The sequence below is a fragment of the Flavobacterium sp. Flavsp81 genome (genome assembly GCF_059491325.1).
On record NZ_CP168505.1, the window covers coordinates 2564413 to 2583154 of the forward strand.

Annotated in this window: 13 protein-coding genes; 5 read left to right on the forward strand and 8 right to left on the reverse strand. The window is 33.8% G+C overall.

Features of this window, described 5'->3' with window-relative positions:
• Positions 1–129: 129 nt before the first annotated feature.
• Positions 130–387, forward strand: a complete 258-nt coding sequence (locus ACEN92_RS10620) for a hypothetical protein (protein ID WP_495642319.1) — start codon at positions 130–132, stop codon at positions 385–387.
• 278 nt (positions 388–665) lie between these two features.
• Here the strand turns inward: ACEN92_RS10620 and ACEN92_RS10625 are convergent, their stop codons facing one another.
• The 8 genes from ACEN92_RS10625 to ACEN92_RS10660 form a co-directional block, all read right to left on the reverse strand.
• Positions 666–1745 (reverse strand): hypothetical protein, encoded by a 1080-nt coding sequence (locus ACEN92_RS10625; protein WP_495638369.1) that lies wholly within the window; start codon positions 1743–1745, stop codon positions 666–668.
• 118 nt (positions 1746–1863) lie between these two features.
• A complete protein-coding gene (locus ACEN92_RS10630; protein ID WP_495638370.1) occupies positions 1864–2760 on the reverse strand; it encodes a T9SS type A sorting domain-containing protein in 897 nt (298 codons plus the stop codon).
• Positions 2761–3008: 248 nt separating this feature from the next.
• Positions 3009–5900: a pectinesterase gene (locus ACEN92_RS10635; RefSeq protein ID WP_495638371.1), complete on the reverse strand. Its 2892-nt coding sequence runs from the start codon at positions 5898–5900 to the stop codon at positions 3009–3011.
• 39 nt (positions 5901–5939) lie between these two features.
• Entirely contained in the window at positions 5940–7394 is a 1455-nt protein-coding gene (locus tag ACEN92_RS10640) for a right-handed parallel beta-helix repeat-containing protein (RefSeq protein ID WP_495638372.1), read from the reverse strand.
• 92 nt (positions 7395–7486) lie between these two features.
• Positions 7487–9067: a DUF5123 domain-containing protein gene (locus tag ACEN92_RS10645; protein WP_495638373.1), complete on the reverse strand. Its 1581-nt coding sequence runs from the start codon at positions 9065–9067 to the stop codon at positions 7487–7489.
• Positions 9068–9108: 41 nt separating this feature from the next.
• On the reverse strand, positions 9109–10902 hold the full coding sequence (locus ACEN92_RS10650; protein WP_495638374.1) for a RagB/SusD family nutrient uptake outer membrane protein: 1794 nt from the start codon (positions 10900–10902) through the stop codon (positions 9109–9111).
• 17 nt (positions 10903–10919) lie between these two features.
• Complete coding sequence (locus ACEN92_RS10655) at positions 10920–14156, reverse strand: SusC/RagA family TonB-linked outer membrane protein (protein WP_495638375.1); 3237 nt, start codon at positions 14154–14156, stop codon at positions 10920–10922.
• Positions 14157–14799: 643 nt separating this feature from the next.
• On the reverse strand, positions 14800–15966 hold the full coding sequence (locus ACEN92_RS10660) for an MFS transporter (RefSeq protein ID WP_495638376.1): 1167 nt from the start codon (positions 15964–15966) through the stop codon (positions 14800–14802).
• A 102-nt stretch (positions 15967–16068) separates the two neighbouring features.
• On the opposite strand from ACEN92_RS10660, the gene ACEN92_RS10665 reads away from it, so the two are divergent.
• The 4 genes from ACEN92_RS10665 to ACEN92_RS10680 all read left to right on the forward strand — a co-directional run bounded on the left by ACEN92_RS10665 (position 16069) and on the right by ACEN92_RS10680 (position 18539).
• On the forward strand, positions 16069–16902 hold the full coding sequence (locus ACEN92_RS10665; RefSeq protein WP_495638377.1) for an AraC family transcriptional regulator: 834 nt from the start codon (positions 16069–16071) through the stop codon (positions 16900–16902).
• A 70-nt stretch (positions 16903–16972) separates the two neighbouring features.
• Complete coding sequence (locus ACEN92_RS10670; RefSeq protein ID WP_495638378.1) at positions 16973–17335, forward strand: hypothetical protein; 363 nt, start codon at positions 16973–16975, stop codon at positions 17333–17335.
• Between the two features lie 110 nt (positions 17336–17445).
• Complete coding sequence (locus ACEN92_RS10675) at positions 17446–17976, forward strand: DUF3347 domain-containing protein (protein ID WP_495638379.1); 531 nt, start codon at positions 17446–17448, stop codon at positions 17974–17976.
• A gap of 2 nt (positions 17977–17978) precedes the next feature.
• Complete coding sequence (locus tag ACEN92_RS10680; protein ID WP_495638380.1) at positions 17979–18539, forward strand: helix-turn-helix domain-containing protein; 561 nt, start codon at positions 17979–17981, stop codon at positions 18537–18539.
• Positions 18540–18742: the final 203 nt, after the last annotated feature.

Below are 18742 nucleotides of genomic sequence, written 5' to 3' on the forward strand. Positions count from 1 at the left end.
AATCTAGTGAGAGAATGTATAAATTTGAGATAGAAATTATTGCTATATACTGTGGATATTTAAAAAACGCAAATATAGCGACAATAATCGTAGTTAAACAGCATCTTGTAAACTAAGTAATTGAACAATATGGATATAGTTAAATTTAAAATCACATCAAAAACGATAAAAGTAGAAGTACGCAATTCGAATAATTATATTTTTAATTTCAATACTGCCTTAGAGATTGAAAAAGAAGACAGGGATGTTTTATTAAAACTATACAATGCATTAGATATTCTTTTTAAGAAAGAAACTCCAAGCGAAGTTAAAAACTTCATCTCGCCAAACCAAACCAATATATTAGACCAGATTTCTGCTGTTGACAATTTAGAAGAGGAATACTAATATTGGTTATCTGACGTAATTAACATCCAAACATGCTAGTGAGAAAGGCATAACCCTTTGTTGATGAATAAAAAACTTATAATTACGGAAGTTTGTACATATTATTGAAATGGAAGAAAACAAAATTTAGCTTTGGGAAGTTTAGATCAAAGCCTATTATTTCGTTTTAAAACCAAAAAGCCACTTCGACAATGAAGTGGCTTTTTGGTTTATAATGCTTCCATGTCGGGAAATCATCGAAGTATTGTCCCGGCTTCTAACACTTTGCTGAATCTTAATTATTTTTTTTCTAAAATTGCTTTTAGCATGGCTTTCAATTCACTAATCTCTTTGTTTTGAGCCTGATTCACTTTGTTTTGTTCGATTAAATAAAGTGTTAATTCTTCGATTTTTTCTTGTTGAATTTTTGACATTTCACCAAGCTCTATTCCGTTTTCTTTAATTTCTTTGGCAGACGGCACGTTGCGTAAATGCCCTTTTTCCTTAATTTGTGTTTCTACTTCTTCTAAGGTTGGTAATTTATAGTCTTTTGAAAACACATAATCCGCCCATGTTGATTGTAAACTTACACGTACTTCTTCTGTAAGAATACCACCTTTTACAAAAAGATTATAATTGGATATATTAACACCTCCAGCTGTTAAAGGGAAGTTTCCAAAAGCAGTAGTACCATTACCACCCATACCTACTTTTGCATGAAATTTAAGTTGGCTGGCCGTAAAATCCCCCCAAATAAGGTCCTTACGGGTGTAATTATTATTAATACACAACTTGTTGCTTCCTGGTTCGTTTGCACCAGCAGCTTGTCCAATGAAAATATTATTCGAACCATTTTCTTCAGAATAGAAACCAGAACCTGCACCAATACATACATTTCCACTTCCTGACATCTCATGACCTGCTTGATTTCCAAGATAAACATTATTAGTTCCTCCACCATTAGCAGATCCACTATCGTTTCCAATGAATATGTTTTGTGAGCCACTAGATCCCGCTCCAGCATTAAGACCTATACCAATATTTTCATTCCCTGAACAACTGCCCCCTGCACTAGCACCTAAAAAAGTATTTGAATTTCCTGTGGAATTATTTCCTGCACCGTTACCGATGGAAGTGTTATGAGCAAATGCTGGTGCAAAAGAATTTACTCCCAAAGAAGTACTATAAACTGCTATCATACCCGCAAAAACATTATTACGCTTAAAGAGCACGTTAACATCGTTAGCCGATCCTAGATAATTAGTTATTGGTGTTGCCGTTGAAAGTGTGTTGGATGCAACGGTAGCTTGCGCATTAGTTTTGGTAATTGCAGATAGTAAGGATAAACCCGTTAATAACAATAGTTGTTTCTTTTTCATAGTGTATATATTTTAGCCTTAAATTTAATATAAATAATAATATTTTTTTGTAAACCGCATAAAAAAAGAGAATACCCATTACCGGATATTCTCTTTTTAATATTGTAAAATTAGTAAATTAGTTCACTAATACTTTTACTGATTTTAGACCCTCAGCTGATTGTGCTTTTACAATGTAAACACCTGAATTTAATTCAAAACTTGTGTTTTCAGAAACTTTAAACGATTTAACTAAAGCGCCTCCTAAATTATAAACCTGTATCTGAGTATCTGAAATTACATTAGTCACATGTACTTGTTTTTTGATTGAAAAAATATCTAAAGACAAATCTTTTTCAAAACCATCAGTTGAAAGATTTATTCCTGCATTCACATCTCCCAGATAAATTCTATACATTTCTGGTTTATTTGTATAATCTCCAATAGTATAATTTCCAGCAACATCTGCAGTAATTTTCAATGTACGCATATCGTAAACATTTGTAACAGCAGCATATGCCTTACTTGTAGCAACGGACGAACCGGCTGGAACTGTAACAGTAAAATTAGCAGTATTTGTAACATTTACTTTAAAATAGTAAGTCACTGTCTCACCTGCGGCTAATGCAATTGTATAATATCTTCTTGTAGCATTGCCTGTACCATTAAAAGCCAATCTACCAGATTTGGAAGCACCAGTAAAAACCGGAGTAATTCCATTATTATTTAATTGAGAATCATAAAGCACTAAACTTGCATTATCAGATCTCCATCTGTCACCAGCTAATGTATTAATAGTCAATTCCCCAAAACTTGCGCTAGCAGTTAATGTAGCAACCTGATGACCGGCATCAACGCCACCTGTAAGACTTCCAGAAGTAAAAAGTGGACATACAGTCTGATTAGCTATAGTTATCATGTCTGTAAATCCTGATCCCATTGGATTAGCTCCGAAATCCCAAACTTTTGTTTGAGCACTCATAGAAAATGCTGAAAAAAGCGCAATTGAAGTTAAATAAAGTAGTTTTCTTTTCATAATTTATAGTTTTAATAGTTTAGCAATTACATTTGTAATCGATTGCCTAAAATTAAGTTTTTTTTTACTAAGGATAAAATTTTTAAGCATTTATTTTACAGATTTCCATATAGTTATGATAATTATCCACCCATAAAGAAAAACCTACGAAATCGTAGTAGTTTTTATAAGAAAAAGCAAGCTCTAAAAAAAGGATTCAGAGGCTTGCTTTTTGCAGTAATTTATTTTAAAAATTTAAAATCTGAATATTAATGTGTAATAATTTTTACTGATTTCTGACCATCTGCTGCTTTAATGGCAACAATCCAAACTCCATTTTGGAATTCAAAATCAATATCCTGATTTGTTTTAAATGATTTTACTTTAGCTCCGGTTATACTATAAACAGCAACAGCAGTTTCTGATTTTACATTTGAAATTGCAATTCTGTTTTTATATCCAAATACATTAACCGCAGAAGTTGGCGTATTATCTTTTACCCCTAAATTTTCATTAGAAATTAATTGTGGTAACGGGTCCCAGTTATCACTTCCTTTTGTAAAATTGAAAGTTGTAATTGCTGTTCCGTCTGTAAGTGTAGGTACAGCTAATTTCGTTGCCCAGGCAGCACGACTTGCAGAATTATCTACACCTGAGTTTTCGATAGTCCCATATTCATACATTTTAGCAGATTCTCCACTCAATGAGTTATTCCAGCCCAGAGGTAAAATTAATGATTGACCAGCATAAGAAGGATTGGCAGAAGTTTCGATAGTCGTGTTATAAAAAACTACTTCACTGGTATTTGCTGCCCAAGGACGGCCAAAATAGCCCGGCTTAGAACCAAAAGCCGATGCCGTTTCTGTACCAGGAACTGCAGATGTAACTTTGCATTCGTACATCAAAAATCCTCGCCCTGTAGTTTGTTGCGCAGCTGTTATGTAACACACGTCACTACTTACATCACTAGTGTTCATAGCAAAATCTGTTTTATAAAAAACGGCATCCATACCTCCAAAAATATAATCAGTAGCCCCCATCATCACTCCTTTATACACTACCACTCTTGCGGTTGTTCCACCAAAGAAAGAATCCTGACGTCCAACAACACGACATTTGTTTAATATCACTTTATCTATACCATTTTTAACAGCAAAGGCTGCTGCTCTTTCCACAAAGCTTTTATCCTGAACAGCAGTACTTCCGTATGTTGTTGGACGAACACCCTTATTTCCAGATGCCAACTCAACAACATCCTGAGATTCTTTCAATGAAATGTATTGATTATACGAGTTTTCAATAATAATGTCTTCAGCTATAAATCCGTTTGCACTAATCAGCAATGTTGCATTCCAATAAGAATTATTGGTAGTTCCGCTTACATTTGTATATGTCTGATAGCCGTTTTCTTTATTCACTCTTAAAACATCAGCATCCCATTTTTGGTTGCTCTTCATACTATAATAATTATAGCCTACACCATAATAAGAAGTAATCCTAACGGCTCCTGGCGCAATATCAACTCCTTTGTTTAACAAATTAATATTTGGTGTTGCAGCTGCATTTTTTAAAGTAACATTCGCTTGGGTAATGTCTATCATTTCTTCGTAATTCCCAGGATCAATCATAATGGTTACACGATCTGTACTGGTACGTGTCATTCTTGTAACATCAGCAAGAGCCGCATTAATAGTTTTGTATGTTTTATCAGTACCAACGGTAAGAATTGAAGCATACGCTATACTTCCTGTTGGTGCTGGCGCTACAAAATCAAGGGTTTTAGAAGTCGCTGCACCGGTTACTTTCAAATTAGAAGTTAAAGTCATCACCACAACACTGCTATTCAAACCACTGTACGTAATAGCATAAGTACCATTACGCAAATTGATTGCGGCTCCTGGTGCAAAAGTATAAACATATCCACTTTCATTCAGGTTCGTAAAAATCAATGTCAAACTATTAATTTGAGCAGCGTCTAAACCAGTGGTTGTAATCGTTACAGGATAAACAGGCTTATTAGTAAAGGCAACATCTGCAGTAGTTGTACCTGTAACCGTAATTGTATTGGCTAAAATTTCATAATTATTAACTCCCGTTGCCGAAACTGCATATTGAGTGTTCGGTTCCAATTCTACGGTATAAGTAGAATTCGAAGTATTGATAACCGGTTTCGGAATAAAAATTTTATTAGCTGATGGATCAGGAGTATAAGTTAAAGCTACTTTAGAAATATCAGTTCCCAATCCTGTGACAGAACCGGATATAGTGAATAAGTCTACTTTTAGGGCAACTATATTGTAGTTTGTGGTTGTAGCTAAAACGTTCAGAGAATCACCATTACTGATGATATAGCCGTTTGCATTCAACAAACTCATCTGGTAGGTGTATCCGGCAGGCAGTGTTACATTATAAGTTCCGGAGGTTACCGGTGCAGTCCATACTTTTCCGGCAGGGTTTGTAAACACAACAGAGTACCCTGTTATTCCAGGAGCTGCAGTTTCATCAACAGTGCCTGTAATAGTAGTGTATGTGGCTGGTTTTCTCAAAATTCTGAAGTAGTTTCCTTTACCACCTAAACACGATATTTTAAAATCTCCTGCTTGTTTTGCCTGAAATTTTGCCAATGTAACAGCACCTCCGGAAACTCCCAACGGAATAGATTCCGTCTGTGTATTAGTTGTTGTATTAACAACAGTCAACAAATTATTTGTATACCCTGATTCTATGGCAGAAACCACAGTCACTTCATCATCTGGGTTCAGGGTCAATGTAAAAAAACGGGTAGTGGAACTAGCGTTCCCATTACAATAATATCCTCCAGTATAATTAGTATCGGTTGTTCTAACACTGGTACCATAACGCGTAATGGCCGTATTGGTAGTATACAATCTATCGGAACCTCCTGTTTTAAGAGTCAACACTCCGGAGGTGAGCGTTTGTACAACCGAACTGGTCAAAGTATTGGCAGACGACGAAGTTCCAGAAATAATCGTTCCACTATATGTGTACCAAGTATTAATATCAGTGGCTGTTAATTTGTTATTATACAAATTGACATCTAATGTTGCCCCTCCAAAATCCCAAACATCTGTTTTTTGGGCCTGAGCAAACGATACTAAAAACAGCATCGCAAATAAAAGTAATCGTAATTTTGTTTTCATAATCTGGTTTTAGTTAATTAGTAAATTATTTATTGGTTTTTAAAATTCAAAAGCTCCTAAATCTGGTAAAGTTCCATTAAATGGCAAGCCCACATCTATCCCTTTATTGATCATATCGCTATCTGCTTTTAAGTGAAAGAAAGTTACATCCGGCAAACTGCCATCTGATTTTCTGGCACCTAATAACTGAGCATAATCAATGCTGGTAAAATCATCTGTCGTAACAGTTATTCCGTTTTGCCAGCTGTTGTTGGTTACATCGACAATATCAGCAAGTGTAGTTCCATAAACCCCAAGCACATTACTGTTTTTAAGAATCAATTTTGCTAATGGACTTGTACTGCTAAAAGAATAATTCCTGCCGTTGTCATACGCTGAACAATTAAAAAGAGTTACTTCTCCCCGGTTACTGTTATGATCAAAACCATCTGCTACATTTCCTGCTGCTATACAATTGGTATATTTTGCATTATGTTTTAGTAATTTATCATCGCTTCCTCCGGTTTTAAATCCGTTACCGTCCCCGGCTCCTTTGACTCCGGTTTTCAGATATCCATTTTTAACTGCCCAACAATTCTGATACGTTGTTGAAATATTATCAGTTCCTCTTAAATAACCATCCCAGCCGTCATCTAAATTTTGCCAGGCCCTGCATCCTATAAATTTATTTCCGGTACCGGCATTCAATTTACAGGCAAAACCATCCGCATTTTCAAGAGTGGAATCTGCATTGAAGTACGAATCACAATTCAGGATCGTATTATTTGCAGCTCCGTTATCCAATTGCAATCCCGAATCTGAACATTCTGAGAAAGTCATAAATTCAATTATATTACTACTTCCTTTAACCTGCATTCCGTTATCACCAGCTTTATAAATATCAATCCCTTTAATATGCCAATAATCACCAGTTAAAACAATTCCCTGATTAGCTGAATTTTCAGTCATTACAGAGAAATCTAATTTTGGACGAGAAGCTCCATCTTTCGCTTTAAGCGTAATTACCTTATCTGAAGTTCCTGATGTTGCTATCGTAATTTTTGAAGTCATAGCATAAGTTCCGCCATTCAAAAGAATAGTTTCTCCCGCTTTGACTTTACCCAAAGCCGTATTTAATTCCGTAACATTTGAAACCTCATAATCAGCAACAGGCGTAGCTGAAAAACTTGTGATATTAATTACTTTAGTAGCTGTTACAGCACTTTTATCTTTTGCAGTGGCAGTTATAGTAATCGTTCCGTTTTTCTTAGCTGTAATAAGACCCGATGCCGATATTTCGGCTATCGCAACATCTGAAACTTTCCATAAAACTGTTTTATTAGTTGCATTGTCAGGTGTAACTTTAGCTGTCATTTGTGCATTAACTCCGGACGCAATATCACTACCGGTAATTTCAATTTTTTGAATCAACACATCTGAAACTACAGGAACATCATCATCTTTTTGACATGAAAAGAATGCCAAAAGCACTATTAATTTTAACATAGTTTTCATTTTCATTGTTTTAAATTTTATAACAGAAGAAAAAAAGGCATACAAAACGTTTAAATTCAGTATGCCTTTTAATATTAACAAAATAGTATAGCTTATTTAATCCAACGAGGATCTCCAATTGCATTATCAATCAAAGTTTGATTTTTGATTGTAAAATCACCTGTCGCAGCATTTACATATTGCGGATCAGCTACAATTCCTGAAGCATCAACTTTATTATTAAGAATCGCTGTATCCTTAAAACCAGCGGCATTGAAATAATAATCTTTAATAAATGTTGGCGCTGTTGTAGCTGGTTGATTTGTATAAACTGCTGTCGTATTTGTAATCAATGTATTTGTAACACTAGATGCATTCGAAAGAAAACGAAGATATAATATTCTTTTCCCTGATGTTGGAGATACTACTGCACTGTTTGAAACATTATTCAGAGTACATTTTTCAATTAAAACAGTAGTAGTCAAAGTTCCTCCTGACAAAGTACCTGTACCATCAGCTCTGACAAAATCACGCCCTGATGAACAATTATCAAATGTGCTGTTTTTAAGAACAATATCTTTTACATAAGTATTTCTGAAATCAATAAAATCAGCCCCCGCATTTGTGTTCACGTTCTTAACAACACAATTATCCACAGTAACAGAGTTTACTATATTCCCATTTATATTTCCACCAGATATAAGTGCACGTGTAAAATCATGAATAGTACAACCTTTTAATAAAATATCTCCGAAACTACCAGCTGCTGCAGAAACGGTAACAACACTTGCATTTGTTAGAGCAGTTGCTTCCAAATCTAAATCCATTAAAGTTGCGCTTAAAACACCGGGATTAACCGTAAATTTAACATGAAGCTTTGGCTTGTTGTAGCTATAGAGCCCTCTAATTGTAATTGATTTTGTTAATATTACTTCAGAGTTTGTAAAAACAGTGTAATCTCCGGGATTTAATATTAACAAGGCACCTGATGGGGCATTAGCCACTACATCATTTAAATTATCTGTTGATTTAACTTCAATACCATCTGAAACATCAATATTGGTTGTAATTACTTCTGACCCTCTTCTTGATGTATTATTAAACAAATCTGCGGTATATATAGTTTGTGACGATAATCCGGTGATTGTTGCAATACCATCAATTTTCTCTTGTGGTGTAATTACGTGTGTAATATTTCCTGGATTAAGTATTATCTGTGTAACATTACTATTTGGAATCCATCTTAAAGTAGCGGATTTACCCAAAACATCTCCCTGTTGTATAGGTAAGAAAAGTTGCTCAGATAAAGTTGTTGCCGATGTAATTGACCATTTAGAATCTTCCAAACCAGCAGAACTTATTCCTTTAACTCTAATAGAATAAACAGTTTCACCTTCTAATTTTATCGATACAGGCAACTCGCTTCCGCTAACCTGAACCGTTTTAAAAATAGTTTTAAATTCAGGATCATTCGCACTAAATTCAACTACATAATGATCTACATCATTTTTTAAATTCCAGTTTAACTCAACTACAGTTTGATTTTTGACTTTTGCAGTAAGACCAACAGGTGAAAAAGCTTGAGTATTTCCGATTCCATCCAGCAAAGGTTCGTTGTAACTATCACAACTTACCGCGAGTGCTACAACCAAAAAAGCAGCAACCAGACCTTTTATTATATATTTTCTTTTCATAATTATAATGCTTATGATTTATAATTTTTTCTAATTAGCTATTAATATCCGTAATCGTTTACTAACTGATTATTACTACCATCAATAAACACTTGCCAAATTGGCCAAAACTGTCTATTATCGGGATCAACTCCAGCTTTGTAAAGCGAAGCTATTTTAGTATCCTCTAATTTAGTCCAGGTTGCTGAAGTATAATCAGCTCCGGGGTTTACATTTTCACCACGATTCAAACCATATATAACTAACGAAACATTGTCAGCTGCATATTTATAATACAAGGTAGATGGTACATCAGCATATGCTCCTGTACGGGCTTTTAAATCGGTCATTTTAGCTTTTGCCTCATCTAATTTTACTTTAAGTAAATTCCAACGAATCAATGCTTGCTTACGTTCCATTTCTCCGGTAAACTCAAATTTATTTTCTTCAACAATAGCATTAAGCATAGCTTGTTTGTCTGTCAAAGCATTCACATAAGCATCTACTTTAACCGCATGAGCTGATGCCGGGAAGGCTCTTTTTCTAATTTCTTTCAAATAAGGAGCTGCTGCTGCTGGCCCTTCTAATTCATTAGCAGCTTCTGCAGCAATCAAAAGTACTTCTGCATAACGCATATACATTTTATTAACACCATCATCATTTGTAGAAGTTACAAAGCGTTTCATCCATTCATAACGATATTTACCAAAACTCCATGTATCTAAAGCAGCTAATTCTTGTTTAGCTATATTATTTACCGCTGTACCCCATTTATAAGGTACACAAGTAATATCTCTACGAGAATCTGTCTGGTCATAGTCATAGAAAACAAATGGTAATGGACCAGCAACACCACCACGGTTTGCACCGTTTGCATGAAATTGATCATTTGTAGTGTGTTTTACTGCAAAGGTAAATAACATACGGCCACGTCCATCAGCAAAAGGAAGCTCCCATAGAGATTCTCCTCCGGCAGTAGTAATTTCCTGATTGTATTTTTTCCACAACCCTTCAAAAGTTGGCTCTAATTTTGCTGAACCACTCTGAATAACTTCACGACATTCTTTTAATGCCAAGGCATACATATTAGCAACAGAAAGTTCGGGATCATTGCTTCTTCTAACACCACCCACAGGATATAATTGATATCCGCTTGCTGCCATTGCCAAACGCGCTCTAAATGCTTTTACAAAAGCTTTATTTACATGTTCTACAGTACTGGTATAGGCAGTTTCATTAGGCCATGCAACTAATGTAGATGCCTCTCCTAAGTCTGCTATTAGTTGTTTGTAAATAATATCACGGTTTGATTTAGGCAAATATATGGTTGCATTAGTCATTGGTGCAAAACGAGCAGGAACATCTCCCCATGCTTTAAGTAAATCAGCATAATAAATAGCTCTTAACGTCAAAGCCTCTCCTAGTAGCTGCCCCATTTCTGAACCCGGTAAAGGATTTCCATACTGACGTATACCGCTTATACAAATATTGGCACGTTCTATACCCTGAAACATCATTGCATACGCATTATTAGACGTATTCATCTCTGTATTATTAGGTTTAGCGTCATATACAACCAAATCAGCCTTATCACCGGGACTTTGAGAGGTATTATGCCATTCTACATCGGTATTTAATCCATAATATGGTAAAAAACGCCCTCTATAAGAGTTAGTTTCAGCAAATGGTACTTTTATACCATCAACAGCTCCTTTTGCAAGTCCGGCTGTAGAAAAAATTACAGATGCCTCCAATGATGATGCTGCAGGCGTCTCTAAATAGCCCTCTTCAAATTGTTCGCAAGAACTAAATAAACCAGAGATAATTAATCCTGCTATTATTATTTTATGTTTCATTTTGTAGTAATTTAAAATTAGAAATTAAGATTTATCCCAAAAACCATCTGTCTGCTTCTTGGATAAGGACTTGAATCAACCCCGGGTGTAAGCGGATTTTTTCTTTTAGTTGAAACTTCCGGATCAGAACCTGAATAATTTGTCCACACAAAAACATTATTTGCCGTCAGATAGAATCTCAATTTAGAAATCCCAATTTTAGATGTAAATGCTTGAGGAGTTGTATATCCTAATGTTAAAGTATTTAATCTTAAAAACGATGCATCTTCAACTGCCCAATCACTGAATACATAACGGCTCATATAGGGAGACCACATTGTAGTATTAGCATTCAAAGCCGTTAATGCAGCAGGATCTGTTACTAATTGACCAGAAACAGGATCTAAATTTGTCCATCTGTTTCCGTCTGCCATAATAGCATTTAAATTTTTGTATTGCCCACCTGAACCGGTAGGGGCTGTTGTAAATTCAATTTTATCAGCATTATATACCTCATTACCAATACTCCAGTTAAAAGCTGCCATTAAATCAAAACCATAAGCATTTCCATTGATAACAAAACCACCTGTACTTTTAGGATTTACATTTCCGATAACCGTTTGATCATTTACATCCACTTTACCGTCTCCAGTAAGATCTTTCAATTTCATGTACCCTGGCTGAACCGTTCCCACAACAGTGCTGGCATTTGCTACATCACTCTTTAAAGTATATTTTGATCCATCCCAATCAAAATCAGAAACCTCATAACGCCCATCATTTTTATATCCATACATGGTTCCCAACGAAGAACCAACAGCCACTAAATAATCGTTTCCAATTTGTGAAGAGGCCCAACCTGTAGCCTGCCCAAAGTCATCCATAACGCCCAATGAATTGATACGGTTTTTATTTATTCCCACGTTGAATGAAAAGCTCAGTCCGTATTTAGCTCTTTCGATGGCTACAACGTTTAAAGTTGCTTCAAACCCTCTATTTTGGGTTTCACCCATATTACGGAACTGAGTATCATATCCTGTTCCTAGTACTGGGAAATTTATTAGCAAATCACTTGTTGTATTATTATAATAATCTAAAGTACCGTTTAAGCGATTTTTGAAAAACCCAAAATCCAAACCAAAGTTACGAGTCACTGTTGTTTCCCATTTCAAATCAGGATTAGGCATTGTTTTTGAAGGTGCCCATATACTAGTCACTCCATTAATCCATGTTGTTGATGTAGATTGAAAGATTTGAATTTGCTGCCCAACAGGTATCTGATTGTTACCTGCTTCACCATAACTTGCTCTTAGTTTTAAAAGATCTAACCAAGAACTATCTTTTAAGAAATTTTCTTCTGAAATTTTCCATGCTGCTGCTGCTGCAGGAAAATACCCCCAACGATTCTGTTCTAAAAATTTACTTGATCCATCAGCTCGAAACGTAGCGGTTAATAAGTAGCGGTTTTTATAATCATAATTCGCACGCCCAAAAAATGAGAACAATTTATCCTCAGGTTCGTAATAATTATCTACCGCCTGTGGTGTTCCCTGTGTTGTTAAAGTTTTTGCCTGAGCAAAATCAAAAAATGTTGGATACCCGTGAATAGTAGTTGTAACAGTATTTTTAGTATTAGTAATACTTTCTTCCCCTACAAGAATAGATGCGTGATGGTCTTCACCCATTAGTTTTTTGAAATCATAATTCAAAGTATTAGCATTTCTAAAACGCTCTTCTTTAGAATCACCCATAATCATAGCTGGCATTCCTTGTAATGTTGCAGCTGGTGAATTGTTTACATAATAAGTAGATCTTCCGTAAAAACGATAGTCCAAAGTATTAAAATTATCCAGACCTAAATCTACTTTTAATTTTAAATTATCCACAATTTCCCATCCAAAACTACCTAACATGTTAAAGTTTTTACGGAATTGCTCACGATCATTATCAGAAATAGAGGTTAAAGGATTAATCAATACATCTGTACCATCTCCGTTTGAATCTTCTGATGAAGTTAAACCTGCCACCGGAAGTGGTGCATAACCCACTATGGTACGCATACGGGAATCAGATGAAGATTTTTCATTTTGCTCGTTTACTCCTCCACCATTAATCTCCGTATCAGAATAACGCATAGTAAATCCAACATCAATTTTATCGGTTATTTTACTTTTTAACGCCAAAGACAAGTTATTTCTTTTATAATTTGAACCAATCATAATGGCTTTTTCATCAAAATGAGCATAATTGAAATTATAATTCAATTTATCATTTCCTCCTCTAATTCCTAAATCACGGCTTTGCACCTCACCATTACGTCCAAAAATTTGTTTTTGCCAATTGTCTCCTTTCACACCTTTATACATATCCTGATCTTGCCAGTTACCAAAATACTTAGTGTATGATTCCGGGTTAGAGGCCACTTTTGTTCCTGTTTGTGAAAGCAAAGCGTATTCATATTGCCATTTAGTATAATCATCCGGCGACAAAACATCAATTTGTTTAGCCATCGTTTTCATACCATAAAACATATTAAAACTTACAGCCATCTTACCATCTTTACCACTTTTGGTAGTAATTAAGATTACCCCATTTGCACCACGAGATCCGTAAATTGCAGTAGAAGAAGCATCTTTTAAAACCGTCATCGACTCAATATCAGATGAAGAAATATCATTCATACTATTCACAGGAAATCCATCCACTATAATTAATGGTTGATTACTCTGAGTAAGAGAGCCTCCTCCACGAACTCTAATTTGTATATCAGCATCAGGTGATCCTTCTGATGACATTACCTGAACCCCAGCGATTCGACCTGTTAAAGCTTCAGCAACGTTTGCAATCGGAACTTTTTTCAGATCATTACCCGAAATAGTTGAAACAGCTCCCGTTAAATCAGATTTTTTAACAGTACCATAACCCACAACAACAACTTCGTTTAAAGTGTTTGATTCTTCAACCAAAGCCACATCAATTTTAGTTTTCCCTGAAGCGGCAACTTCTTTAGTTTTGAAACCTATAAAAGAAAATACTACAACAGCTTTTGAATTCGTCAGATTTAGCTTATATTTACCATCAAAATCTGTTGAAACACCATTTTTAGTTCCTTTTTCTAATACATTTACGCCCGGCAAGCTTAGACCAGCAGCATCTTTAACAACACCTTGTATTGTTACATTTTGTGCACTCACCTTGTTGCCGGAAAGCAAACACAATAAGAAAACAATTGCAAAGCAACAATTTGTCCCTTTAAATAACTCTTTAAAATTCATAGTTTACTGTTTAGTTTATTATTATATAGTTAAGTTTAAGTTTTATTTTCATTGAATATAATACCTAAAAAATCAAGGTATTCATTCACTTAAAGTCTTGAAAAAAGATTAAAAAAGTTATTGTTTAAAAAGAAAAAAATAACCATGTAATCGATTACACAAACTTAGAAAAAAATTCTATATAAAAAATTAAATTTCACAAAAAAATCATAAAATAAATTACATATAAAAAATTATTCTCTTTTTTAATATTACATATGCAATTTATTGATACAATAATTATCAAATGTACATTATTTTTTTTATGCATATAAAATTATTGCATAAAATTCAATCGATTACAGAATCTATAATTATTTTCACAATTTAAAGCAGTGAATTAATACTTAAGTAATTTTCTTATATTTCATAGTTTAAACTAGAAATAAGTAAAAAATTCATTAAATTCCGCCAACAATTAGGAGAAAAAAACTCAGAATTACCTTATACACAATTCTGTATCAAATCTTTAACATAAATTTTAACATAACACAATGACAATCAGCATAATTTTTAATAAATAACATTTGTTACAAAATGCTTTAGTAATTAAAAAAAATCCCTTAAAATAATTTAAGGGATTGAAATTAAAATTTAAAATTATTTAAACGCTTTGTACTTGCAATACGTCTTTATTTTTCTGTATTAAGGCAAAAGTAATTATCATGCCTATAATAGACATTCCGACACCTATAAGATTAGGAGATGCAAAACTATATCCGGCGGCTAAAGGTAATCCGCCTAAAAAAGCCCCTAAAGCATTTCCGATATTAAAACTTCCCTGAAGTGCTGCAGAAGCAATCATCTCAGCATCCTTGGCAGTACGAATCATTAACATTTGTATAGGCGCAATAACCGAGAAAGAAATACAGCCTGTTAAGAAAGTGAGAAATAAGGAAGCATATTGATTGTAGGAGAAAAAATAAACCAAAATTAAATCGGCAGACATTACAAACAACAAAGTTAAGGTCGTTGGAGCAGGTGAAAATCTATCTGCTAATTTGCCTCCTAAAAAATTTCCGACAACCATTCCAAAACCTGCCAAAATTAAAATATAAGAAACATCTTTTGGAGAAAATCCAGACACATTTATCAGCAGTGGTGCGATGTAGCTAATCCACGCAAATAATCCTCCAAAACCAACTGCTGTAATTCCAATAATCAGCCAGGCATCAGCTTTTTTAAAAAATTGCAATTGTGTTTTCATATTTACATTTTGATTTTTTCCCAGATTCGGCATCCATAAATAAATAAACAAAAAGGTAAGCAGACCTACAACAGTAATAAGGATAAAGGTATAACGCCAGATAAAATTATGTCCTATATATGTCCCTATTGGAACACCAATAAGATTAGCCAATGTTAACCCCGAAAACATAATTGCGATTGCCTGAGCTTCTTTACCTTTGTCTGCCAAACGGCTTGCCACTACAGCTCCTACTCCAAAGAAAGCACCATGTGGCAATCCGGAAAGAAATCTTGAAGCAAATAAAAAATTATAAGTAGGCGCAATAATTGAAAGTGCATTAAAAACGGTTAGCATCATCGCCAAAATTAAAAGCATTTTTTTAGGCGCATAATTTCTTCCAATAATAACCAGCAAAGGAGCCCCAATAACAACTCCCAGTGCATAAGCTGAAATTAAATATCCTGCAACAGGAATAGTAACTTTCATATCTGAAGCAATATCAGGCAGCAGACCCATCATTACAAATTCGGTAATTCCGATAGTTAAACCTCCTAATGATAACGCAATAAGACTTTTTTTCATTTGTTTTTACAAGAAAAGAATAGATTTTCTATGATGCAAATTTACGTCAGGTCTACAAAAAAATAATTGTATATTTACGATATAAACTTGTATATTTAGATTATGCCAAAATTAAACCAATTCAAAACACTTGCTATAGATGAATTTGAAGATGAGAAATTTCATCTTCCGCCTCATACTCACACGTATTATGAAATCATTTATATTAAAAAAGGAAATGGTATTCATCATTTAAACCACAATTTATTACCTTATAAATCAGGAGATTTATTTGTGATTTCGCCAGATGACGAACATTATTTTGACATTAAAAAAAGTACTCGTTTTTTCTATATTAAATTCACTGACAGTTACTTTAATTCAAAACAAAATCTTACTTGTGATGAATTTTTAATTCATACACCCGAAAGTTTCATGCGGGATAAGACACTTAAAGAAACTGTTTTAAAATTAGATGATCCCTGCAAAACGATTTTAAAGAATACCATTGAAAACATTTCGGCCTACAATTGCAAAACCGATGTTTCGAATTCTCCAATTGTATTTTACCAAATCCTTTCTATTTTTGGATTGATCAAGGAAACGATGCGCGAAATGAATCTTATTGTTAAAGGAAATTCTATTGACAATGAACAAATCACTTCTTATATCCATCAGAACATTTATCAGCCTAAATTGGTTCAGATTAAGATAATTGCAGATCATTTTAATATTGCACAAACCTATTTCAGTGCTTATTTCAAAAGGACTTTTGCAATTAGCTATCGGGACTATATTCATAATCTGAGAACAACTTTAATCGAAAAACGATTTCAAAACAATCAATTGCCGGTCAAACAAATTGCTTATGAATTTGGTTTTACAGATGAAAGTCATTTGTCTAATTATTTCAAAAAGAGAAAAAATATGAATCCTACAGATTTTAAAAGGCTTTAGTTATGGAAATCTTAAAAAACCTTCGGGCTAAATATTTTTATCTAAATTTGTATCACAAATCAATTTTTCCTTGACTAAAAAAGTTTACATATTATCCTTCCTGCTGACAATTGGTTTCTTTTTGATTCCGATTTCCGGTATTTCATGTGGCAATAATTCCAGGGAAACTTTGCATAAAAAAGAAAAAGATTGCTGTACAAAAGAATGCTGCAAGAAAACTTCGGCTTCTAAAAAAGAGAAACACGATTGTGAAGGAAAATGTAATCATAAGAACTGCACTACTTCATCTTTGCAGTTTAGCATTCCGGCTTCAAACACCTTTGAGTTTCAAAATAACACTTTTAATTTCTTAATAGAAAAACCTACTTCATATTATAACGAAGCCGATATTTCTGATGGTTTTACTTCGATTTGGTTACCTCCAAAAATATAATAATTGTATTTGTAACAGCCATAAATGGGTCATTTTGAAACCATTTGTTCTAAAATTCAGTTAAAAATAAACCAAAGGAAAATTCGAATTCCTTTTTAAAAACATATAAAATGAAAAATTCAATAGCAGCTGTTTTTGCAGCAATCGCAATAATATTATCTATAAATACAATCACAGCAAAAGAAACAAAATCTCAAACAACTACAAAATATGTTCAGGACTCAAGTCAGCTGAAACCTGTTTTTGATAATTATTTTGCAATGAAAGACGCACTTATCAAAAGTGATGCAAAAACAACTTCGGCGAAAGCTGCCACTTTGTTAACAGCTATAAATGCTGTAAAAATGGATAAATTAAAAAGCGATGAACATACAGTTTGGATGAAAGTCATGAAAAAAATGACTTCTGATGCAAAATCAATTTCATCTAATCAGGATCTTAAAAAACAACGTGAGGCTTTTAAGTCATTGTCTAAAAGTACTTACGAGCTAATTAAAATTTCAAATCCTGCACAAACGGTTTACTATCAATATTGTCCAATGGCCGACGCTAATTGGTTAAGCAAAGAAAAAGCTGTTAAGAATCCGTATTATGGAACATCAATGCTGACTTGCGGAAATGTGGTAGAAACTATCAAATAAACATGAAGCTCTATATCAAAAACATGGTATGCAGCAGATGTAAAATGGTTGTGAAGTCTGAGTTTGAAAAACTCGGACTTCAGACTATTTCTGTAGAACTGGGTGAAGTCGAATTGCAAAACGAAATTACAGAAAGCCAAAAAGAAGTTTTACTTCAGAACTTACACTCCTTAGGTTTTGATTTGCTTGATGATAAAAAAAGTAAAACAATTGAGAAAATAAAAACACTTATTATCGATTTGGTTCATCATAAAAACAATGAATTAAAAACCAATCTATCTGATTATCTGGCTGAAAACCTCAGTCAGGATTATAATACACTCAGTAATTTATTTTCGGAGATAGAAAATACAACTATCGAAAAATATTTTATCAGTCAGAAAATAGAAAAGGTAAAAGAATTATTGATTTATAATGAACTTTCGTTAAGCGAAATTGCGGATATTTTAAACTACAGCAATGTGGCACATTTAAGCAATCAATTCAAGAAAATTACAGGCTTTACTCCTACTCACTTTAAGCAATTGAAGAATAAAAGTCGTATTCAGATCGAGAATTTGTAAATTCTATTATTAAAGAGCCTGAATAAATTAAAAGTCATATTTTTTTATATCTCGCAAAGTCGCTGAGACGCCAAATTTAAAAAGAATAAAAATAAAGCTTTGCGCCTCTCCGACTTTGCAAGATTTATTTAAACAGAACTACAGAGAATTTGTAAATCTTACAAATCATTTTCAAAATTATACAACCCGAAGTAATTGTTACT